This is a genomic window from Enhygromyxa salina, from assembly GCF_000737335.2.
GTDB lineage: Bacteria > Myxococcota_A > Polyangia > Nannocystales > Nannocystaceae > Plesiocystis > Plesiocystis salina_C.
In genome coordinates, this window is record NZ_JMCC02000029.1 from 105,704 (window position 1) to 126,556 (window position 20,853).

General features: G+C 67.5%; 21 protein-coding genes and 1 tRNA gene. 14 read left to right on the forward strand and 8 right to left on the reverse strand.

Annotated features, from left to right (window positions below):
* Entirely contained in the window at positions 1–639 is a 639-nt protein-coding gene (locus tag DB30_RS41380; protein WP_205632968.1) for a hypothetical protein, read from the forward strand.
* 53 nt (positions 640–692) lie between these two features.
* Positions 693–2,228, forward strand: a complete 1,536-nt coding sequence (locus DB30_RS12520) for a DUF2961 domain-containing protein (protein WP_205632969.1) — start codon at positions 693–695, stop codon at positions 2,226–2,228.
* A gap of 9 nt (positions 2,229–2,237) precedes the next feature.
* Here the strand turns inward: DB30_RS12520 and DB30_RS12525 are convergent, their stop codons facing one another.
* Positions 2,238–3,902: a zinc metalloprotease gene (locus DB30_RS12525; protein WP_052548649.1), complete on the reverse strand. Its 1,665-nt coding sequence runs from the start codon at positions 3,900–3,902 to the stop codon at positions 2,238–2,240.
* 203 nt (positions 3,903–4,105) lie between these two features.
* Here DB30_RS12525 and DB30_RS12530 point away from each other — a divergent pair, with 203 nt between their 5' ends.
* Together DB30_RS12530 and DB30_RS12535 are read left to right on the forward strand one after the other, a co-directional pair.
* Positions 4,106–4,615, forward strand: coding sequence for a hypothetical protein (locus tag DB30_RS12530; protein ID WP_153258299.1), 510 nt, complete (start codon positions 4,106–4,108; stop codon positions 4,613–4,615).
* 45 nt (positions 4,616–4,660) lie between these two features.
* Complete coding sequence (locus DB30_RS12535) at positions 4,661–6,109, forward strand: hypothetical protein (RefSeq protein ID WP_153258301.1); 1,449 nt, start codon at positions 4,661–4,663, stop codon at positions 6,107–6,109.
* Positions 6,110–6,116: 7 nt separating this feature from the next.
* On the opposite strand, the gene DB30_RS12540 is transcribed toward DB30_RS12535, so the two are convergent.
* From DB30_RS12540 to proS, 4 genes are read right to left on the reverse strand one after another with little or no spacing between them, the layout of a single operon-like run.
* On the reverse strand, positions 6,117–7,328 hold the full coding sequence (locus DB30_RS12540; protein ID WP_052548652.1) for an NAD(P)/FAD-dependent oxidoreductase: 1,212 nt from the start codon (positions 7,326–7,328) through the stop codon (positions 6,117–6,119).
* Positions 7,321–8,163 carry an MBL fold metallo-hydrolase gene (locus DB30_RS12545; protein ID WP_052548653.1) on the reverse strand — a complete coding sequence of 281 codons (843 nt, stop codon included), beginning with the start codon at positions 8,161–8,163 and terminating at the stop codon, positions 7,321–7,323. Before DB30_RS12545 ends, DB30_RS12540 begins: the two co-directional genes overlap by 8 nt.
* Positions 8,163–8,465, reverse strand: coding sequence for a hypothetical protein (locus DB30_RS12550; protein WP_052548654.1), 303 nt, complete (start codon positions 8,463–8,465; stop codon positions 8,163–8,165). Before DB30_RS12550 ends, DB30_RS12545 begins: the two co-directional genes overlap by 1 nt.
* Positions 8,465–10,036, reverse strand: coding sequence for a proline--tRNA ligase (gene proS / locus DB30_RS12555; RefSeq protein ID WP_146658623.1), 1,572 nt, complete (start codon positions 10,034–10,036; stop codon positions 8,465–8,467). The genes DB30_RS12550 and proS overlap by 1 nt, the downstream gene beginning before the upstream one ends.
* Before the next feature lie 80 nt (positions 10,037–10,116).
* Between proS and DB30_RS12560 the strand changes: the two genes are divergently transcribed.
* Positions 10,117–10,836: an endonuclease III domain-containing protein gene (locus DB30_RS12560; RefSeq protein WP_146658624.1), complete on the forward strand. Its 720-nt coding sequence runs from the start codon at positions 10,117–10,119 to the stop codon at positions 10,834–10,836.
* Positions 10,837–11,258: 422 nt separating this feature from the next.
* Positions 11,259–11,996, forward strand: coding sequence for a site-2 protease family protein (locus tag DB30_RS12565; protein WP_052548655.1), 738 nt, complete (start codon positions 11,259–11,261; stop codon positions 11,994–11,996).
* A gap of 48 nt (positions 11,997–12,044) precedes the next feature.
* Here the strand turns inward: DB30_RS12565 and bufA2 are convergent, their stop codons facing one another.
* Positions 12,045–12,365: a BufA2 family periplasmic bufferin-type metallophore gene (gene bufA2, locus DB30_RS12570; RefSeq protein WP_052548656.1), complete on the reverse strand. Its 321-nt coding sequence runs from the start codon at positions 12,363–12,365 to the stop codon at positions 12,045–12,047.
* Between the two features lie 221 nt (positions 12,366–12,586).
* Between bufA2 and bufB the strand changes: the two genes are divergently transcribed.
* The 4 genes from bufB (at position 12,587) to DB30_RS12590 (ending at position 17,687) form a co-directional block, all read left to right on the forward strand.
* Complete coding sequence (gene bufB, locus DB30_RS12575; RefSeq protein ID WP_146658625.1) at positions 12,587–14,353, forward strand: MNIO family bufferin maturase; 1,767 nt, start codon at positions 12,587–12,589, stop codon at positions 14,351–14,353.
* Between the two features lie 53 nt (positions 14,354–14,406).
* Positions 14,407–15,684 (forward strand): DUF4215 domain-containing protein, encoded by a 1,278-nt coding sequence (locus tag DB30_RS12580; protein ID WP_146658626.1) that lies wholly within the window; start codon positions 14,407–14,409, stop codon positions 15,682–15,684.
* A complete protein-coding gene (locus DB30_RS12585; RefSeq protein WP_153258304.1) occupies positions 15,681–15,851 on the forward strand; it encodes a hypothetical protein in 171 nt (56 codons plus the stop codon). The genes DB30_RS12580 and DB30_RS12585 overlap by 4 nt, the downstream gene beginning before the upstream one ends.
* 126 nt (positions 15,852–15,977) lie before the next feature.
* Complete coding sequence (locus DB30_RS12590) at positions 15,978–17,687, forward strand: hypothetical protein (protein ID WP_146658627.1); 1,710 nt, start codon at positions 15,978–15,980, stop codon at positions 17,685–17,687.
* A 9-nt stretch (positions 17,688–17,696) separates the two neighbouring features.
* Here the strand turns inward: DB30_RS12590 and DB30_RS12595 are convergent, their stop codons facing one another.
* Positions 17,697–18,092, reverse strand: coding sequence for a DoxX family protein (locus DB30_RS12595; protein WP_052548659.1), 396 nt, complete (start codon positions 18,090–18,092; stop codon positions 17,697–17,699).
* Between the two features lie 106 nt (positions 18,093–18,198).
* Between DB30_RS12595 and DB30_RS12600 the strand changes: the two genes are divergently transcribed.
* From DB30_RS12600 to DB30_RS12615, 4 genes are all read left to right on the forward strand, one after another.
* Positions 18,199–18,747, forward strand: a complete 549-nt coding sequence (locus DB30_RS12600) for a Uma2 family endonuclease (protein WP_052548660.1) — start codon at positions 18,199–18,201, stop codon at positions 18,745–18,747.
* A 280-nt stretch (positions 18,748–19,027) separates the two neighbouring features.
* Positions 19,028–19,285 (forward strand): addiction module protein, encoded by a 258-nt coding sequence (locus DB30_RS12605; RefSeq protein WP_052548661.1) that lies wholly within the window; start codon positions 19,028–19,030, stop codon positions 19,283–19,285.
* 2 nt (positions 19,286–19,287) lie between these two features.
* A complete protein-coding gene (locus DB30_RS12610) occupies positions 19,288–19,587 on the forward strand; it encodes a type II toxin-antitoxin system RelE/ParE family toxin (protein ID WP_052548662.1) in 300 nt (99 codons plus the stop codon).
* An 835-nt stretch (positions 19,588–20,422) separates the two neighbouring features.
* Positions 20,423–20,776 (forward strand): tyrosine-type recombinase/integrase, encoded by a 354-nt coding sequence (locus tag DB30_RS12615; protein ID WP_146658628.1) that lies wholly within the window; start codon positions 20,423–20,425, stop codon positions 20,774–20,776.
* Between the two features lie 3 nt (positions 20,777–20,779).
* On the opposite strand, the gene DB30_RS12620 is transcribed toward DB30_RS12615, so the two are convergent.
* Positions 20,780–20,852, reverse strand: a tRNA-Asn gene (locus tag DB30_RS12620).
* Position 20,853: the final 1 nt, after the last annotated feature.

Here is a 20,853-nt window from a genome sequence, read left to right on the forward strand (position 1 = left end):
ATGAAACTGCGACGAATTTCAGGGGCCAGCCTGCTCACCGCTCTGTTGGCGCTTGGCTGCGGCAGTGATGACGTGGGGCTCACCGGAAGCACCAGCGGCAACGATGCCGACGGCGACACGACCAGCACCGGGACCGACAGCCAGGAGGGCGACGGGGATGGGGACGGCGACGGCGACGGCGATGGCGACGGCGATGGCGACGGGGATGGAGATCCCGGTGACGGAGACGGGGATGGGGACGGCGACGGGGACGGGGACGGCGACGGGGACGGCGACGGGGACGGCGACGGCGATGGGGACGGAGACGGCGATGGTGACGGAGACGGAGACGGGGACGGGGACGGCGACGGCGACGGCGACGGAGATGGTGACGGAGACGGAGACGGAGATGGTGACGGAGACGGAGACGTCTGCGCGCCAGACATGAACGACGTCCCGTGCGCGTCCTGTGTCAAGGTCAACTGCTGCCCCGAGGTCGAGGCGTGCCTCAATGACGTCCCATGCACCTGCGCATACAACTGCGTATTGATGGGCGGCGACCCGCTTCAGTGCCAGGTCATGTGCAACGCGAACAACGCGACGACGGCGGCGGTGCTGATCTGCGGCCAGTCCAACTGCGCCAACGAGTGCATCCCCTGACGCCGCTCTCGCGGCGGCCCAAGCTGCCCGGCGCGTGGCCACGTTCGCTGAGCGTGGCGCGTCGCTCGGGCGGTCTGGTGTTGGCCGCGCTGGCATCGATCCTGGCCTGCGACGGCGCGCCACCGCCTCGCGACGCCATCTATTTCCTCGAGCGCCTACACCTGCTCGACACGCTCCCGCTGCTCGAGCCGGGCGACGCCGAGCTAGCGAGCACCTACGACCGCGACGGCCACAACGCGCTCGATGGCATGACCTACCCGTGGACCGACGGCCGCCGCAACGTGCTGTTGTCCGTTGACGGGCCCGGCTGCATTCACCGGATCTCGACCGGGGACATCGCGGCGGTCGCCGACACCCGCGTCGAGATCATGCTGGACTACGGCGAGCTGCTCTCAATGACGGTCGGCGAGCTGTTCGATCCGATCTCGAGCCCGTTCGCGGGGGGCTTGATCCACTCGGGCCCGTACCCGGATGTCCACTACCCGACCGTGCGCATGCCAATGCCCTTCGCCGAGCACGCCGAGGTCCGGCTGATCGACGCGGACCAGCGCTGGGGCGTGTTCTGGCAGATCGGCTACACCCGCTATGAAGCTGGCACCCCGATCGAGACGCTCACGCTGCCGCTCGATCCCGGCACGGAGCGGGCGCTCGACGAGGCTGGCCAGGCGTGGGCCGACGCGGTCGCGGGTGCCCGGCGGCCGCAGTCTCCAAGCGTGCGCGTGAGCGAGTCGCTCGAGCCCGGCGCGGACCTGAGCTGGGATGACAGCGGCTGCGGGACGATCGAGCGACTCGCCGTCGGGATCGATCCCGGTGATGCGAGCGCGGCCGCGGCTTGGCGAGCGCTGCGGCTGCGGGTGATCTGGGACCGGGCCAACAGCCCCGCGATCGAGCTTCCGCTCGCGGAGTTCATGGGCGCGGGCGACAACGCCGACGATCCCGAGGCAGCGTTCAACGGCCTGATCATGAGCGCCACCGAGCACCGCGCGGACCTGCGCTTGCCGATGCCCTACCGTGAAGCCGCGCGGATCGAGCTTCACAACGATGGTGAGGCGCCCGTGGAGGCCGAGCTCGAGCTGTGGACCCGCCGCTGCGTCAACCACCCCGTCAACGCCGGCTACCTCCACGCCCACGCTCAGACCGCCCCGGCGGCGACGCCCAACAGCCCGCGATCCGGCCCGGCGCAGGTGCCCGTGCACCGCCTGTTCGACTACCAAGGCCGGGGCAAGCTCGTGGGGGTGCTGCTGCGGATCGAGTGGCCGTTCGCGGATCTATGGTGGGGCGAGGGCGACTGGCAGATCTGGTCGGATCAACCGGTCAACGCGTGGCCGCCCCGCTATCACGGCACTGGCACCGAGGAATTCTTCGACGCCGGTTGGACCCGCTTTGATCGCAGGCCGCTCGCCGGGGCGATCAAGCAGCGCCCCGGCTTGGTCAGCGTCTACGGGTTCATGCTCAACGACGCGTTCACCTTCGAGCAACAATTGCGGGTCCAAGTCGAGACCGTGGGCCTGTGGGTTGGTGACCTGGTCGTGACCGAGCTCCACCCGACGTGGAGCAGCACGGTGTACTGGTACGACGAGCGGCCCTGATCGCGCGCGCTACCCCAGCTCGACATCCCGGGCGAGATCAACCTCGAGCGCCCGCCCGTCGAACTCGATCTGGATCACGCCTTCCACGTGCTCGGGCAGCGGCAGGATCAGGCCCCGAACCTCACCTTCACCGGTGATCTTCGGCGCGACTGGCCCCGTCCACGCGCGTCCGTTCGCCCGGCCACGCGCGCGTCGCTGGAGATCGTCACCGCCGGTCTCGACGCGGCCCGGCATCACGTACCAGCGGACCTCACCGTCCGCCATGAACACCCCATGCAGGACTTGGGCGTTCGCAGCCGCGCCAGCGTTATCCCAGCTCGACAAGGTTGCGATCCGCTGCGCGAGGTTGCGGTAGGTGTACGCGCTGATCCAATAGGGAAACGCGTAGCTCATCACGTCGTTGAGCGCGGGCCCCCACGTGTCGTAGTCGTCGTGTCCGTAGCAGTAGTCGCCCAGCGCCAGCCCTTCGGTCGGGGCGATCAGCCAATGATCCAAGGTCTGCATCGGGGGAAAGTCCCACTCGACCGCCTTTGGATGCTGGCCGGGACGCACCGGGTAGCCCCAGGTGAAGCGCCGGCCGCAGTCGGGGCTGCCCGCCGAGCCCGGTTGATAGGCCCCGTCGTCGAAGCTGTGCGGGCGGCCGCTGCTGTGCCCGAGCTCGTGGGTGAAATTGTTTGGTGACGCGCCCCAGTGGTTGATCGAGTACGAGACCCGGTCGGCCCCCATTGAATCGTCGACCAGCCAGGCCATGCCGCCAGCCCAGCAATTGCCCTCGTGGGACTCAGCGAAGATCGCGTGGTAATACACGTTGGGGCCAGCGTTCTCGCTGTTTCGGTAGTTTGACACCTGGGCCAGGATCGCCGCGCCGTCGTAGCAATCCGTGATCTGGACGGGCGCGTGATACTCCACGCTCATGGTGTTGATCGGATAGAGATTGAAGAGGTCGGTCTCCATCATCTCGCGCAGCGCGGCGGGCAGCTCGAAGCTCGCGTTCTCAACCGCCGGGTCGTTGGCGGGCAACACCACGACCTTGATCTCCATGTTGCCGCCAACGACCTCGAGCGCGGCCTCGCCCGCGGCGGGGATCCGCGGGATGTCGGTGTCGGTGCCGGCTTGCCCGGCGTCGGCCTCGAACAAGCCGAGGACCAGCGAGTCGCCCTCGCGCAGCTCGGAGGCGTCAAACTCGAACGCAAACGAGCCGTCGATGAAGCCCTGCGTTGGCGGGCCAGAGATCATCCTGGTTTGCGAGAATTGATCCGTGGTCCCGTCCGCGTGCAGCAGCGAGAGCCGAGCCAGGATGTTGCGCGGCGTGAACTCGGCGTTCGTTGACCACAGCACCCGGATCAAGCCAGGCCGCCCGCCGATCAGCGGCGCCGACCAGCCGTTGGCGGCGACCAGCTGCCCGGATTGAACGATCGTCACCCCGACACCCTGGTTGATCTCCACGGTGTCGATCGCGATGTCCGCCGCGAAGCTGCCGTCATCGGGGTCGACTGGATCACCGTCGCCGTCGCCGTCGCCGGTCTCGTCGTCGCCGTCGCCCTCGCCGTCCGTGCTGCTTGCCAGGCTCGTGGAGCTGACCTGGTCGTCTTCGCCGTTGTCCGAGCAGGCGCTGAGGGCCATGCCCAGCGAGACGAGCAGGGCGAGCGGAGCGGGGCGGGCGCCGGCGAGCATGCGGACACTATAGCGGATGCATGATGCTCAAATCTACCAATTTCACAAGCCCCATGAGGCTCGCGTGACAGCCTACGCTATGGCGTAGGAAGGCGGCCCGCGAGCAAGCGCGGAAGATCTGCAGCCTCGAGCTGCTCGCGCGGCTTAAATCTCGCTGGCCATACGCGCACGCCGTGGGAGGTTGTCTCCACGAGGAGCAAGTCGTGCAACGAATCGTCTACGGCATCTTTCCCGATCGTGAGTCGGCCGAAGCCGCAAAGCACAAGCTACAGGCGAAGGCCGACAGCATCGACGAGGAGCACGAAGTCGCAACTGCGGCGATCCACGAGCACGAGATTCGGCCCGAGGATCTGCCGCCCGCGGGCCGCTCCGCGAGGCAGGCGGCGGCGGTCGGAGGCATCTTCGTCGCCGTGTTCGTTGGCCTGGTGCTTGGCCTGCTGAGCACCGGCGTGTTCGCCAGGATCGGCGCACCCGAGACGATCCTTGGCACCGATCTGACCGGTGTCGTGGTCGTGTCTCTCGTCGCCGGGGTGTTCGGCGCGGTGGTGTCCGGCATCGGTGGCTCCGCAGAGAATCACACGCACCTTCGCGAGCTCGAGAGGGCCGTGAGCAAGGGCCACGTCGTGCTGACCGCCGAGGCGTCCTTCGACCGTGTACGCTCGATCGCACGCAAGATGAAGCGCGGCGGCGCGAGCCGAACTGGCTCGCTCTGACCAAGTCCCAGCCAAGTCCGGCCGTGTTCCTGATAGCCTGAGGGCATGGATCGACTGTCGTTGAATGCCACGATGTTTTGTTGCGCCGCGATGTTCGCGTGCACCGGCGGTAACGCCGACGACGCCGACAGCAGCGCGGCCGAGACCGCGGGCGACGGGGACGGGGACGGCGACAACACGGGCGACGGCGACGGGGACGGCGACAACACAGGCGACGGCGACGCCCGACCCAACTGGCACGAAGACATCGCGCCGTTGGTGACCGAGGCGTGCCAGGGCTGCCACACCGACGGCGGCATCGCTCCCTTCGCCATGCAGGACTACGCTCAGACCTCGCCGTGGTCGGGGTTGATGGCCGAGCAAGCCGAGCTCGGCCTCATGCCGCCATGGCACGCGCTCGAGACGGCGCAGTGTCAGCCGCCGCTCGCCTTCAAGCACGACGCCCGCCTGAGCGACGCGCAGATCCAGCTGTTGCGTGATTGGGTCGACGTTGGCAGCCCCGAGGGGGATCCCGCCAACGCGGCCCCGCTGCCGTCACCGCCCAGCCTCGACCTCGCCAACCCGACGACGAGCGTGACGATGGGCTCGCCGGTGTCGATCGACGCGCAGGGCAACACGCTCGACTTCTTTCATTGCCTGAGCCTGGATCCCGGCAACGACGAAGACGTGTACCTCGACGGTATTCAGGTGGTGCCGGGCAACCGCGAGATCGTTCATCACGTGCTGGTCTACGTCGACGAGAACGCCGCGTCAGCGAGCTGGCCCGGCGGCGTGCAGCAAGACTGCGGCGGCGGATCGGGCGTCAGCGGCAGCCAGCTGATCAGCGGGTGGGTGCCCGGCGGCCTGCCCATGGAGCCGCCGGACGGCGTTGCGATCAGCTTGCCCGCGGGTGCGCGGCTGATCCTCAACGTCCACTATCACGCCACCGGCGGCGGACCCACGCTCGACGACAGCACCGGCCTCGCGCTGCGCTGGACCAACACCAAGCCCGAGTATGGCTCGCTGTTCACGCTGCTTGGCGCGCCGGGGTCCGGGTCCTCGCTGACCGGGCCGTTCATGATCCCCGCGGGCGCCACGGGCCACGTCGAGGAGTACGAGTGGATCGTCTCCGCCAACGGCAGCGCGTTCCCCGACACCATCGAGGCCAGGATCTGGGCGGTCGCGAACCACATGCACTTGGTCGGCGTCGACATGCGCGCGTGGATCGAGGACCGCGACACGGGTGAAGAGACCTGCCTGCTGCACACGCCCAACTGGGACTTCAACTGGCAGCGGATCTACGAGTACGACGCGCCCGCCAACCAGGGTGTGCGGGTCAAGGCCGGCGATATCGTGCGGGTCCAGTGCAGCTACGACAACAGCATGAACAACCCGGCGCTCGCGTCGGCGCTCGCCGAAGCCGGGCTCGACAGCCCGGTCAACGTGAGCGTTGGTGAGGGCACGCTCGATGAGATGTGCCTGACCGCGGTCGGCGTGGGGATCAAGGGGCTGTGACCGAGGCTCAGGCCCGATAGCGGCGCATGTACATCCGCATCAAGAACCGGCGAAACCAGATGTTGAAGCCCGCGAGCGGCAGCACCAGCGGGCCGTACACCATCAGTGATCGCCCCCCAATGCTGACGCCATGCGGAAAGTCGGACCACAGCGGGTGGGGCTCGAGCGGAGGCACGCCGCCGGGGTAGTCAACCGGATGCCGCGCGAGCGTGAGGATGTTTGCGGCGATCGTCTTGGCCGCGAAGATCGCCTCGATCGCGCGCTGCATCGTGGGCCAGCGACCGTCGCCGCCGTAGACCCGCGCGACGTCGCCACCGGCGAACAGCTCGGGGCTCGCCGTCGAGTCCGACACGCACTGCAAGGTCGGTCCGACGCGCAGCCAGCCGTCTTCGGTGTGGGGCAGGTCGATCGTTGCGATCACCGGCGGCGGCTGCAGCCCGCCCGCCCAAAACCCCAGCGCGCACGGGATCGTGCGCTCGCCCTCGGGCCCGCGGATCATGGCTGTTTCTTCGCTGACCGACACCAAGCGGGTCTCCAGCAGCAGCTCGACGCCCTGGGCTCGCAGCGCAGCCTCGGCTTTTTTTCCGGCGCGCGGGGTCAGCCCGGCCAGCAAGCGATCCCCGCCGTGGACCATCACCAGCTTGGGCGCGCGCCAGTTGGCGGGCCGCGACTTGGCCAGGTGCGCCAGCTCGCCCGCGATCTCGACCCCCGAGATCCCGCCGCCGACCACCAACACGCAAGGCGGCTCACCCTCGCCAACCATCACCTGCTGCAGGGCGGCCCGGCACTGCTCGAACTGGGCCTTGGACTTGTACGCGAGCATGCGCGCGCCGCCCGGCAAGCTCGCGGGCGCGCGGATCTCCGAGCCCACGCCAAACACCACGAACCGGGCCGAGAAGCTGCGACCGTCGGCCAGCCGCGCCTCGTGTGCCTCCGCGTCAAAGCCAACGAGCTCGCCCTCGATCCAGCGCACGCCCGGGGTCGCGACGGCGTAGCGCTGGGTCTCGAGCTCGGTGTCGCCAGCGACGGCGTAGGTCATGCGCTGGGTCAGCAGCTCGTGGCCGAGCGGGATATAGGGGTGGGTGACCTGACGATCGATCACGATCACGCTGAGCTTGCGCCCACGACGGTGGCCGCGAAGCAGGCGCAGCAGCTCGACGCCCAAGAAGCTGCCGCCGAGGATCAGTAGATCAGCGTCGTACCCGTGCGCTTCAGTCATTTCCGAACACGAACACCTTGTCGCGCACGCTCGCGGGGAACCGGTCTTTGACCACGCTCTCGGCGAACGCCCGCGAGTGTCGCAAGCTGCGATGGACGAGCACCAGCGCCTCGCCTTCGAACTTCTCTACGTGCTCGATGATCTCGTCGACGTGGGTGTGGCCGTAGGCCCGCGTCGACGCCACGTCGCGCTGCTGATCCCACGCGGTGCACTCGTGGACCAGCACCTTGCAGCGGCGCATCAGCTCGCTGTCCAAGAAGGTGTCGATCGTGGTGTCGCCCGTGACGCACAACAGCGGCGTCACGGTCTCGTGGGTGATCTCCACGCCCTGCGCACGCAAGGCGGCGAGCTGCTCGGGTGAGCGGCCGCGGAACGCGTCGTCGAGCTTTCGGGTGGTCCGCTCGATCGCCCACGCGAGGCTTGGGACCCTGTGCTTGGTGCGGATCGCCGTGGCCGTTAGATCCCGGCCAACGCTGCAGCGATCCCCTGGCTTGGTCGGGCGCAGCTCGTACTCGTACTCGAAGCCCTCGATCTGTGACCACGCGCCCAACACCGTCTCGAGCGGCTCGGCGATCTCTTCGGGGACATGAATGATCGCCGGGCGCAGGCTCATCATCTTGCGCTGCGAGATGTAGTAGTGGATCCCCGCGAGGTGGTCGTTGTGACCGTGCGAGGCCAGCACTCGATTGAAGCGCAGCGCCCCGTGCGGGATCATGCCAAGGTCGAACATCAGCTTGAGCTCCGGCACGCGGATGTTGGTCTCGACCCCGCCTTGCGAGATGCCGACCACGTGCAGGCCGCAGACTTCGAGCGTGTCTTCGGGTGGTCGCGTCATCAGCTGTGGCTATCCCTGCCGGTCTCGGCCGCCTCTTCGACGAGCAACACGAATTCGCGCCAGACCGGGCCCTGGTCGTGGTCTTCGGCCAGCGTCGCGGTCGCCTCGGCGCACTCGCAGGCCTCGTCCCAGCGACCCTGCTCGAGGTGCTCGACGGCGTCGCGGGCGAGCTGCTCGGCCTCGGCCGCCGGGTCGTCGGAGTCGTCATCGTCGTCGCTGGTCCACGCCCCAGCCGCCCGCGCGCAGGCCTTGCGGGCCGCGGTGATCGACCGAACGGTGCGGGGATCAGCGAACTCGCTCACTAGTATGCTTTCGCCATCAGCACGCGCTGCTTGGACGGCTTGCCCGAGAAGATGCACACGCCAGGCTCCGGCGCCGGGCCCTGACCCTCGAGGGGGATGCAGCGGATCGTGACCTTGGTGGCGTCCTTGATCGCGGTCTCGGTCTCGGTCGTACCGTCCCAGTGACACCACGCGAACTTGCTGTCCTCGCCCGCGAAGGTGGCCAGGAACTCGTCCCAGGTGTCGAGCGTGACCGTGTTCGCGGCCCGCCGCGCGCGGGCCTGCTCGAGCAGCGCGGCCTGGTAGTCGAGCAAGCGCTGCTGGGCGCTGGCGATGAACTCTGCCTCGGGCAAGAACTGCTTGCCGCTGACCGCTTCGGTGTCCACGCGCATCTTGAGGCAGACCTGGCCCTTCTCGAGGTCCTTGGGCCCAAGCTCGATCCGCATGGGCACGCCGCGGCGCTCCCAGTCATAGAATTTGGCGCCCGGACGCAGATCACGATCGTCGATCACGACCTCCAAGAAGTCCCGGAACCGGGCTCGCGGGGTCGACAGGTCGATCTCGCTGAGCGCGGCCTTGATCCGCTCTGCGGCGGCGAGGACCTGCGCCTTTTGCTCGTCCGTGCGGAAGATCGGGATGATCGCAACGTGGATCGGCGCGACCAGAGGCGGCAACACCAAGCCGGCGTCGTCGCTGTGGGTCATCACGAGCCCGCCGATCAGCCGGGTGCTCACGCCCCACGAGGTCTGCCACACGTACTCGAGCTCGCCGGCCTCGTTCTGGAACTTGACGTCGAAGGCCTTGCCAAAATTCTGGCCAAGATCGTGGCTGGTGCCGGCTTGCAGCGCCTTGCCGTCTTGCATGTAGGCTTCGATGCAGGTCGTGTCGAGCGCGCCCGCGAACCGCTCGGTCGCCGTCTTGGTCCCGCGGATCACCGGCATCGCCAGGACTTGCTCGGCGAAGTCGCCGTAGATCTCGAGCATGCGCAGCACCTCGGCGCTCGCCTCTTCGTGGCTGGCGTGGGCCGTGTGCCCCTCTTGCCACAAGAACTCGGTGGTCCGCAGGAACATCCGCGTGCGCAGCTCCCAGCGCATCACGTTGGCCCATTGATTGATCAGCAAGGGCAGGTCGCGGTGCGAGTCGATCCACTTGGCAAAGAAGTGGCCAATGATCGTCTCGGACGTGGGGCGGATCGCGTAGGGCTCTTCGAGCTCGGCGCCGCCGGCCTGGGTCACGACCGCGAGCTCCGGGGCGAAGCCTTCGACGTGCTCGGCCTCCTTCGTGATGAAGGACATCGGGACCAGCAGCGGGAAGTAGGCGTTCTTGTGGCCGGTGTCCTTGAAGCGCCCGTCGAGATCGCGCTGGATCTTCTCCCACACCGCGTAGCCGTGGGGCTTGATGACCATGCAGCCCTTGACGACCTTGGCGGGCTCGGCCAGCTCGCCGAAGCGGATCACGTCTTGGTACCACTGCGGGTAGTCGTCGGCGCGGGTGGCGATCGCCAGCTCGTGCTGCTTGCCTTGCTTCTGGCCTTGCTTCTGGCCTTGCTTTTGGCCCCGCTTTTGGCCCTGTTTGTCGCCGGCTTGGGACATGGGCGCAGTGTCGCTGATTACCAGCGGGGCGCAAGGGCACACCCTGGGCCGGGGCGGTCGTGGTGTGTAGGCTGCAACCCGTGACCCGCGCCGAGAAGGCTCAGAAGATCCTCGCGATTTTGGACGAGCTCTACCCCGACCCGCCGATCCCCCTGCGCCACCAGGATCCCTTCACGCTGCTGATCGCCGTGCTGCTCTCGGCCCAGACCACCGACGCCCGGGTCAACGAGGTCACGCCCGCCCTGTTCAACGACGGCCCGACCCCCGCGACGATGGCCGCGCTGAGCACCGCGACGATCCTCCGCCACATCCGCACCCTGGGTCTGGCGCCGACCAAAGCCAAGCGGGTCAAGGCGCTGGCCCAGCAGCTCGTCGACGAGTTCGATGGTGAGGTCCCGCGCGACTTCGCGGGGCTCGAGTCGCTGCCGGGCGTCGGCCACAAGACCGCGGGCGTGGTCATGGCCCAGGCTTTTGGCGAGCCCGCGTTTCCGGTTGACACACACATCCACCGGCTCGCGGCGCGCTGGGGTCTGTCCACTGGCAAGACCGTCGAGCTGACCGAGCGCGACCTCAAGAAGGTGTTTCCAAAGTCACGCTGGGGCGACGCGCACCTGAAGATCATCTACTTCGCGCGCGAGCACTGTCCGGCGCAGTACCACGAGCTCGAGGGCTGTCCGATCTGCGGCTGGGCGGCGAGCAAGAAGCGGACCCTGGCCGAGCGCCGAGCCAACAATCTGGCCCGGCAAGAGGCCAGCGTGCGGCTAAAAGCGGCCCGCAAGCCAGTCATTACCCCAACTTAAACTTCGCCGACCTCGCCGACCTCGCCGACCTCGCCGACCCCGCCGACCCCGCCGGCTGCAGTCGGCGAAGCAACTGTACACGTCCGGCGAAGCAACTGTACACGTCCGCCGAAGCCACCCGAGCCCCCTTCTAGAGCGCCGATCAGTTTGGAGTCGCGTCGTCAGGTGCGTCTGGGGCCGTTCCTGCCTAGGAGGGAGGCCGAAGCTGTATCCGGCATACTGCGAGTGCCGACCGACAACGGCAGGAGCGGCCCCAGATGTGCCTGGCGTCGTGAATTCAAACTGATCGGCGCTCTAGGGGGCCACACATGCGGATGCGAACAAGCGGCCCCGAGGAGCGAAGCGACCAGACGCGTCAGCGGCTGCAGTCGGCGAAGGGCCAATATCTCTGTGGGGGTCATGACCAGTGCTAGGCTGCGTTTGTGTTCCTCACCGAGCCCCAGTCCACCAAGTTCGACGTGCACTTCTCGGTCGGCAACATCCCCGTCCGCGTGCACCCCATGTTCTGGCTGATCTCGATCGTGTTCGGCGCCTATGGCGTGCGCAACGCTGGGATCAACATCTTCGTGGGCATGGCGCTGTGGACTGCAGCGGTGTTCATCTCCATCCTCATCCACGAGCTTGGCCACGCGCTCACGGCCAAGGCCTACGGCTGGCCGCCGCGGATCGTGCTGCACAGCATGGGCGGCCTGGCGATCTTCAGCCCCGGCAGCCAGAGCCGCAAACAGCGGATCCTCATCGACTTCATGGGCCCGGGCGCCGGCTTCATCTTTGGCGGTCTGATCTTCGTGGGTGTGTTGCTCAGTGGCCACAGCGCGGACTTGCTTCCGGGCATCGGGCCCAGGATCGGCAGCGGCCCGCCGCTCTCGGGCGGCGGTCGGCTCGAGCTGTTCGTATTGTTTCTGCTCTACGTGAACATCTTCTGGGGGCTGCTCAACTTGGTGCCCGTGCAGCCGCTCGACGGCGGTCACATCGCCAAGGCGATCATCGAAAAATTTCGCCCGCGCGACTCCTGGGCGGTCGCGCTCAAGCTTGGGATCGGCACCGCGGCGGTGCTGGCCGTGACGGCGCTCCTCGTCACCGGCGAGATCTTCATTGGGATCATGTTCGGCCTGCTCGGCTACCAGAACTTTCAGATGTTGCAGCAGGTCCAGCGGTAGCGCACCGGCCCACGCAGTACGCAGCACGCAGCAGGGGGGCTCCCGAGCTCAGAGGGTCCCCAGGACCTCGCCGCTCTTTTCTTCGCAGTCGCTGCGGCTGACCTTGATCCAGCCCTTGCCTTCGCACGCGTTCTCGCCTGCGCAAGCGTGCTCGATTCCAAGGTCCGGCTTGTTGACTGCGCAGGCGCTCTCGCCCGTGCAGCTGTTGATCCCGAAGCACTTGACCTGCTCGTCGGCGGTCACGGCGGGACCTGGGGTGGCGGTTGGCTCAGAGGTGACCTCCGTCGTTGTCTTCTTGCATCCGCCCAAGAACAGGGCGGCGGCGGACAGGGCGAAGGCGGACATGAATTGCTTGCTGTTCTTGGTCATGCGTGGGTCCCGGCGTGGGTCGAGCTTGGCGGGTCAGCGCCCGCGAGGTCAAACGCCAACGACCGGGCCGTCCAAGCGTTACCAAGCGCCATCTTCGGCGCCCGTGCGGGCGGCTGGCCCGACGGACGTCGCCGCCACGACCAAGTTTGCGGGCCTTCGGGCGGCCCAGATGACTCGACACGCTCGCTCGGACACGCGTACACTCATCGTTCGTTTGCGCGATGACGAGCCCGAAGCACGGCACCGACCGGCCCTACATCGGGCATGGGGTCGGCCTGAGGACCCGGCACTACGCGCGCGCGCTCGACGGTGACCTCGACGTCGATTGGGTCGAGGTCGTCAGCGAGAACTTCTTCGGTGCCGGCGGGCGGCCAGCGCGGGTGCTCGAGCGGGTGCGCGAGGCCATGCCCGTCGTGTTGCATGGGGTATCGCTGGGCATCGGCTCGATCGACGCGCCCGATCGCGAGTACCTCGATCGTCTGCGAACCCTGATCGATCAGGTCGAGCCGGCGTGGGTCTCGGATCACTTGTGCTGGTCCACCCACGCGGGCCTGCACAGCCACGCGTTGCTGCCCTTGCCGCTCACGCAGGCCAGCCTGGCTGCGGTCGCAGATCGGGTCGCGCGGGCGCAAGATATTTTGGGTCGCCAGCTGCTGCTCGAGAACACCTCGAGCTACGTCACCCACTGCGGCGACGAGCTGCGCGAGTGGGAGTTCTTGTCGGAGCTGTGCGCCCGCACGGACTGCCTGTTGCTGCTGGATCTCAACAACGTGCTGGTCAGCTGCACCAACCATGGCTGGGATCCGCAGCAGTACCTGAGCGGGATCCCAGGCGAGCGCGTGTGGCAATTTCACCTCGCCAACCACAGCGATCGCGGCCACTACAAATTCGACTCGCACCTCGGCGCGGTGCCGGACGAAGTGTGGGCGCTCTATCGTGACGCGCTCGGCCGGTTTGGGCCCGTGTCTTCGCTGGTGGAGTGGGACGAGGACACGCCAGAGTGGTCCGCGTTGCGGACCGAGCAGCGGCGGGCCGCCGAGATCGCGCAAGCCGTGCTGGATCGCTTGCCTGAACCCGCCAAGCCCCAGCCCCGGCCCGCGCAGATCAACCTGCGCGCCCAGGCCCAAGCCAGCGACACCAAAGCCCTGGCCGCCGCCCAAGCGCTGCTGTGGAAGGTGATCTGCTTCCCGACCGGGGCCGCGGACATGCTCGAGTCCAGCCCAGCCAGCGTCCGCGAGGCCGTGGCCCAGACCTTCGCCGAGACCCCGAACTTCAGCCGGGTCGAGCGCCTGGAGGTCTACGCCAACGACTACTACTGGCGGCTCGCGGGCGTGCTCGAGCAGCACTTTCCCACGGTGGCGTGGATGCTGGGCCACGTTCAATTTCACAACCTCGTGACCGACTACGTGCTCGTCAGCCCCTCGCGCGAGCCGGATCTGCGCCGCTACTCGCGAGATTTCCCCAGCTTCATCAGCCAGCACGAGGCCGGCGTGAAGTCGCCCGAGCTGATCGAGGTCGCGTGGATCGAGCTCGATCGCGCGCAGGTCCTGTGCGTCGCGGACGAGCAGGTGCTCACGCCAGCCGACTTGGCAACGATCCCGCTAGACGCGTGGCCGCAGCTGCGCTTCGTCGCCGGCAAGACCGTGCGCCTGCGAGCGACCACCCGGCCATTCTCTCCCATGTTCACGATGTGCCGCGAGGGCCAGTCGCTCGAACTCGCGCGCAGGCACCACCCGTCCAGCCTGGGTCACACGTTGATCTGGCGGCGGGATCTGACCGTGTGCCACCGCGACCTCGAAGCCAGCGAAGCGGCGGCCTTGCAGGCGCTGCTCGAGGGCAAGTGCTTCCTCGAGATCTGCGCTGCGGCCTCGGGAGCCGAGCTTGGGGCCGATGAGGACGCAGAGGCCGGCGACGCCGCGAGCCCCGAGCAGGTCGCCCGCTGGCTGCAGCATTGGGTCGAGGTCGGGCTGATCGCGGCGGTCTCGTAGGCGAGCTTCGCGGGCCGCAGTCACTGACTTCGCCGTGGTAGCATCCTGTGCCAATGCAACCTCTTCTTCGGACTTCTGTAGTCGCTTGCGTGTTCGCTGGCCTGGGCGTGTGGGGTTGTGGCGGGGACGACGGGCGCACCCTCAACCCGTTCCTCAGCGGCGAGAGCGACGGTGATGGTGACGCCGAGACCAGCAGCGGCGACGGAGACGGCGACGGCGACGGCGACGGAGACGGCGACGGCGACGGAGACAACGCCAGCTGTGGCGACGGCGTGGTCCAGCCTGGCGAGCAGTGTGATCTGGGCCCGCAAAATTCCGAGCAGGGCCAGTGCACGCCGAACTGCTTCATCGCCTCGTGCGGTGATGGCTACGTGTACGAGGGCTTCGAAGAGTGCGACGACGGCAACCCCGACAACACCGACGACTGCGTGCAGGACTGCGTCGCCGCCAGCTGTGGCGATGGGTTCGTGCAGACCGGTGTCGAGGAGTGTGACGACGGCAACGACATCGACGACGACGGGTGCAACAGCCAGTGCTTGCCCGGCACCTGCGGCGACGGGGTGGTCCAGGACGGCGAGCAGTGCGATGACGCCAACGGCGACACAACCGACATGTGCCCGGCGTGCCAGCTCGCGTATTGCGGCGACGGCTACACGCAAGCTGGGGTCGAGGCGTGCGACGACGGCAACGAAGACGACACCGACGCGTGCCTGCCAGGCATCTGTGAGCCCAACGTGTGCGGCGACGGCTTCGTCCACGCGGGCGTCGAGGAGTGTGACGACGGCAACGACGACGACACCGACGCCTGCCCTACGAGCTGCGCCCCAGCCACCTGCGGCGACGGCTTCGTGCAGGCCAACGTAGAAGAGTGTGACGACGGCAACGACGTCGATGACGACGGCTGCGCCAATGATTGCACCGCCAACAATTGCCTGCAGGACTGGCTCGTTGGCGATCTCGCTTGCAACCCGGTCCACGGCCCCTGCCAGGACTCCGAGCCGGGCTACCACTGGAAGGGCTTGTACATGCAAAACAACGTGCAGTACGCCTGCTGGTGGCACACCAAGAACCAAGGCTGGAACACCACCACCAACACAAATTTCTGGGCGCTGGCAGACCACTTTTTGCTCGACACGGGGGTCGGGACCTCGAAGTGGTGCTACTCGTTCGCCTCGGATCCCTGCCAGTCCGGCGCCTGCGCGCAGGGGCCCAACCCCGCCAGCTACTTCTTGCAAGCCAACGTGGGCGCGTGGGGCTGGTGCGGCGGCAACCCGTTCGAGAGCGGTGGTTTCGTGTGCATTCCGGCGCCCATGGGCGTGCCCTGCGAGTGAGCGCGCTGCGGACCAAGCTCGAACGCGTCGCGCTCGTGGCCGGGATCGGCATGGGCGTCACGCTGCTTGGCGTAGGGATCTGGCTGGTCACTTGGATCTTCCCGATCGGCACGGGCGCGGCAGCGAGCCGAGCTTGCGCAGGCGGTGCTCCAACCGGGCGGGCTTGAAGTCCTGAGCTTGGCGAGTTCGGCACGTGGCGCTGGAAGCTCCAGACTGCGCGTCTGGCCAGGGTCTCGAGTCACGCCGCGAACCTGCGATCCCCCAACCGACCCAGCGTGATACCCTGACCGGACATGGCGCGGCGAACGGCACCTCAGCGACGTGTGGTCGTGGGCGGCGAAGGTGGCGCCCGGCGGATGATCATGGCTCCGTCCGTGACCCCCGTCAGCGAGCTCTCGCTCGACGACCGCCCCCTCGCGATCGAGCGCAGCGCCGACGCGCGCTACCTGATCGTCACGCTGCCCTACGAGCTGTGGATCATCGACGCGAAGACTCTCGCCGAGCAGCGCACGATCCCGCTGAGCATGGCCTGGCCTTCCGTGGTCGAAGGCTGGGAGGGCGCGCTGTGGATCGGCGGGCAGCACTTGTTTCGTGGGAGCGTTGGCTCGACCGCGGTGACCAAAGCCGGCACCAAGCTCGGCGGCTACGTCGACCACGTGACCCTGATCCGCGACGACCTGCTGTGTGGCGTCGGGAGCCAGGGTGAATTGTTGTGGGACATCGATCGCGACGCGCCCGTTCACAAGCGCAAGTCCCCGGGTCCGGCCGCGATCGCCGTGGTCGCCAGCGCGGACGGCCGCGCGGTGTTCAGCGACGGCAGCCCCACCGCGTGGGTGATCGATCCAGCCCACCCCGCTGGCTACGCGCAGCTGCGGCTCAGCGCGACCAGCCCGGTGCCCGTCGCGGCCGAGGGGATAGTGCGCCTCGCTCGCACCGACGGCACGCGTGGCGGTCGGGTGTTGCTCGCGGCCCGCGATGGCGCGGTCGCGTGGACCGGCCGAGATCTCCGCTTGGCCGGCGAGCGTCTCCCAGCCGGCAAGCGCGACATGACCCCGCTGGCGATCGCGGGTGACGAGCGGTGGGTCTACGTGCTTCGCGGTCGTGGGACCTTGCAGCGGTTCTTGATCGCCCAGCCCAATCAGGCGCGCGCGGGCGGCTCGGGCGGCTCCAAGCACAAGGGCAAGAAGCGTCGTCAGCAACACCAGCCGCTGCCCGGTCAGCAGGCCGGCGAGCTCGAGCCGCCGCCGCTGCCCGAGGCCCAAGAGGTTCGGCTCGACAAGCTCGCCGAGTGCATGACCCTGCTCGTCGACGACGACAAGCGCACGCTCGTGCTTGGCGGCCCCAAGGCCGACGCCCGGCTTGGTCGCCTGTGGACCGTTGACCCAGACGCGCTCGACTGGAAAGAGCTGCAGCTGGGCGAGCGGATCCTCGAGCCGCTGCCACCCCCCCCAGATCCGGACGCCGAGCCCCCGCCGCCGCAGCGGCCTAGCTTCATCGCAACCAAGAACAAGCTGAGCGGACCCAAGATCTCGGCTGTGTCCGTCGACGACATCGTCGGCAAGGTTGGTGACGCTGGGGTCGAGTACTGGCTGACCCACGGCAGCGGCACCGTGCTGGATCGGCCAACGCAGCGGCGCAGCGTCGCCGACACCTTGCCGGGCGACGCTGCCTTGCTGCCAGCCATGGTCCGCTTCAACGAGGGGACCGCTCGGCCTGCCTTGCTGATCTGGCCCGGCGTCGTCGAGGACTACGACGGCGCCCCGCCGGAGCCGCAGCTGCTGGTCTGGGGCGACGATCCGCGGGCCTGGATGCCCCTCGAGACCCCGCAGCTGCGCGCCCAAAAGTGGGCACGCACCGACGTGTTCCCGATCCAAGTCGCGCTCGCGGGTGTGCCCGAAGGGCTGCCCGGGAAGCGACAGACGCTCGATCCAAAGTGGAATGATCCGCAGCACTTCGAGGCCATGGCCAAGGAGTGCAAGAAGCTGCTGAAGATCTTGTGGTAGCGCGGCGGGTCAGGTCGTCGCGGGCATGTCTGGGAGCTTGCGGTTGGCTGGGCGCAGAAACCACGACGCAAAGGTCACCGCGAGAAACACCAACGGCGCCACGATCTCGCTGGCCTCGTTCGACATGATGTGCACGTAGGCCGCCCCGATGAAGTCGATCACCAAGCCGGCGTAGGCCCACTCCTTGAGCCGCGCGAATTTGGGGGCCAAGATCGCCGCCGCGGCCAGTAGCTTGGCGATGCCCAACAGCGGCGGCAAGTAGAGCGGAATACCCAGGCGCTCCATCGACTCGACCAGATCGGGTGGACCGACCAAGTCCATGATGCCGCTTCCGATCAGCGCCGCGCCAAGCAAGCCGGTTGTCGCCCAATAGCCGATCTTGCGTCCCTTGGAGTCTTCGGTCATGGGAAAGTCTCGCAGATGCGTGCAGGGGTGACCAGTCTGAGCCGATCTCGTCGCCGCGGCCTCCGCGAGCGAGCGGCGAACCGCACTGGATGTATGATCCGAGGGCATGGGCGAGCCAGCGACCTACGCTGAGTACCTCGCGCTCGAGGCTGACAGCGAGGTGCGCCTCGAGTTTGTCGACGGGTCTGTCTACGCCATGGCGGGCGGGACGCCAGAGCACGCTCGTCTGGCGATGGCGATCGGGGCAGAGCTACGCGTGGTGCTCCGCGCCAAGGGCTGCGCCGTATACAGCAGCGACCTCAAGCTACGCATCGACGCGACCAACCGCAGCACCTACGCGGACGTCGCGGTAGTCTGCGGCGACGAGCGTCACGCGGACATCGATCCCAATGCCGTGACGAACCCGACGATCATCGTCGAGGTGCTCTCGCCTTCAACGGAGGCTGCCGATCGCGGCGAAGAGTGGCGCCACTACCAGCGTCTGCCTTCGCTGCGAGAGTACGTGTTGATCTCTCAGGACGAGCCCTACGTCGAGGTCTTCCGGCGCGACGAGTGGATCTTGCGGACCAGTGTCGCCGGCGGGGTGCTCGAGCTGCCCTCGCACGGGGTCTCGATCGCCGTCGATGCGATCTACGCAGACCCACGCGCAGTCTGAGCGGTGGACAGCATCGACTCAGGCTGCTGACCGCGGGCCCCGCTCTCCCCTTGGACGGGAAGTCGCGCTCGGCGAGCTCTCCCTTTGGGTGTGGAATTGACGGATGGACTCGAACCTGACTGCGAGGTCTGCGCCAGCATCAACAAAGTCTCGTACTTGATCGCGTAGACCCTCGCAAGCGCCCGATCTCGGGCACTTGTGTTTGCCCGAGATCGGGGCCGTTCGACAGAGTTGGGGGCAGGATAGGGGCAGGGATCCGCGGTCGCGCTACACTGCCCGCGTGAGCGACGAAGCCAGCCGAATCCTCGACGCGGCCATGAAGCTGCCCGAGCCCGAGCGCGCGGTGATCGCCGCGATCCTGGCCGACAGCATCGGCGATGGGTTTTCGCCCGAGGAGATCACAGCGGCCTGGATCGCGGAGGCGAAGCGGCGTGCTGAGGCGATCGACCGGGGCGAGCTGGAGTTGGTCGACTCTGAAGACATGATGGCGCGGCTGCGTGCGCGGGCCCGTCGCGTGCACGAGCGTCGAGCTGGTTGACTATGCGTGTGCGCTACTCGCTCGCCGCGGAGGCGGAGCTCGCAGACGCCGTCGACTGGTACGCGTCGCGCGAGGACGGTGAGCGATTGGTCGATCGCTTCTTGCGCGAGGTGGCACGGGTCGAGAGCTTGGCGGGGGAAGGTCCGCGGGCGTGGCCGGAGGTCGAGCCCGGCGTGCGTCGGGTCGTGCTGGACCGGTTCCCGTTCTCGCTGATCTACCGGATCGCGGTCGACGAGCTACAGGTATTGGCCGTGGCCCATCACAGCCGTCGACCGGGGTATTGGCGCGATCGGCTGGGGTGACCCGACTCGCGAGAAACCAAACACGACAGGAGCGCACTGGACACGAATTAGTCGCACACAACCGATGTCGAGACTGGCATGGCCCACCGCCGCAAGTATCGGTGCCGAGTTGGGTAGGGGGGGTATGAACAATTCAACCAAGCCCAGCCATTGGGAGATTAGCGAGAGTAGCGAATGCCGTCCGCCAGCCGGGCAAGCGGCGAACCCTAGTCGTTGCCGAATTGGGAAGCGGTAGCGACGGTGGGGTATGGGCCAGGGATATCCCCGGGTGGAGCTACAGGCTTTCGGTCGACATTTGTGTTTGCCTGCAAATCACCGTGTCCGAGCTGAATATCGGAAGCACGCTCAAGATCTTCGGCCATGATGCGGTCGACCTGAAGCCGAACATGTGTTTGCTGTTCTACAGTGGTGCATGAATCGTGAGGCGAACGCGCGCCATGGCTGCTATCCGTTCGCCCAAGCTCCAACCCAACGAGCCCACCGAGTCGACCAGGCCGCGCCGCTGGGTTGCGGGCTTGCTTGGCGGGCATGATGTAGCCAAACGCGACGCTCGGGGACACTCGCGCGCGAGCTCGACTTTCTGGACTCCAAAGGCGGTGAAACATGACGATGACAGATCTCGCCCAATACCCAACGCGTCTGCGGGGAGCTCGAACGCTCCCGCGAGTCTGCTCGCCGGCAAGCCGCGCGAGCTAGCGATCGCGGAGATCGACCGCTGCACCTTCCCCAAGTCAGACATCGCAGAGCGAACCCAGCCGCTCGCCGGCTGCTACGATCGGCGGGTCATGCACGCGATTTCAAAGACAGGGCCACCCGACCGCTGCGGGTGCCGTGGATGTTGACGCGAGTCGTGGATGGCGAACTCACGTACCGTGGCCACAAGTCGTTGTCGTGGGAGGCTTGCACTGTCGAGAACGTCGTGGGCGTGGGCCGACCTGGGGCCTCCAGCCAACTCCACCGCCTGCGGCACAGGTACATCACCCAACTCGCGGCGGCGGGCGTCCCGGCCCGGGCGATCATGGATCTGGCGGGACACGCGTCGTTGACGACCACGCTCCGGTACATGCACCTGATCCTCGGCGCGGCGACCCTCGCCGTCGAAGCGCTCGAACACTTCGATGCAAGTAGGGCCGGGCCGAGCGACCAGATCGCAGAAAGGCCCGCAGAGGATGTCTGCGGGCCTTTCTGAGAACTCCGGCAGCAGGACTCGAACCTGCGACAAGTCGGTTAACAGCCGACTGCTCTACCAACTGAGCTATGCCGGAA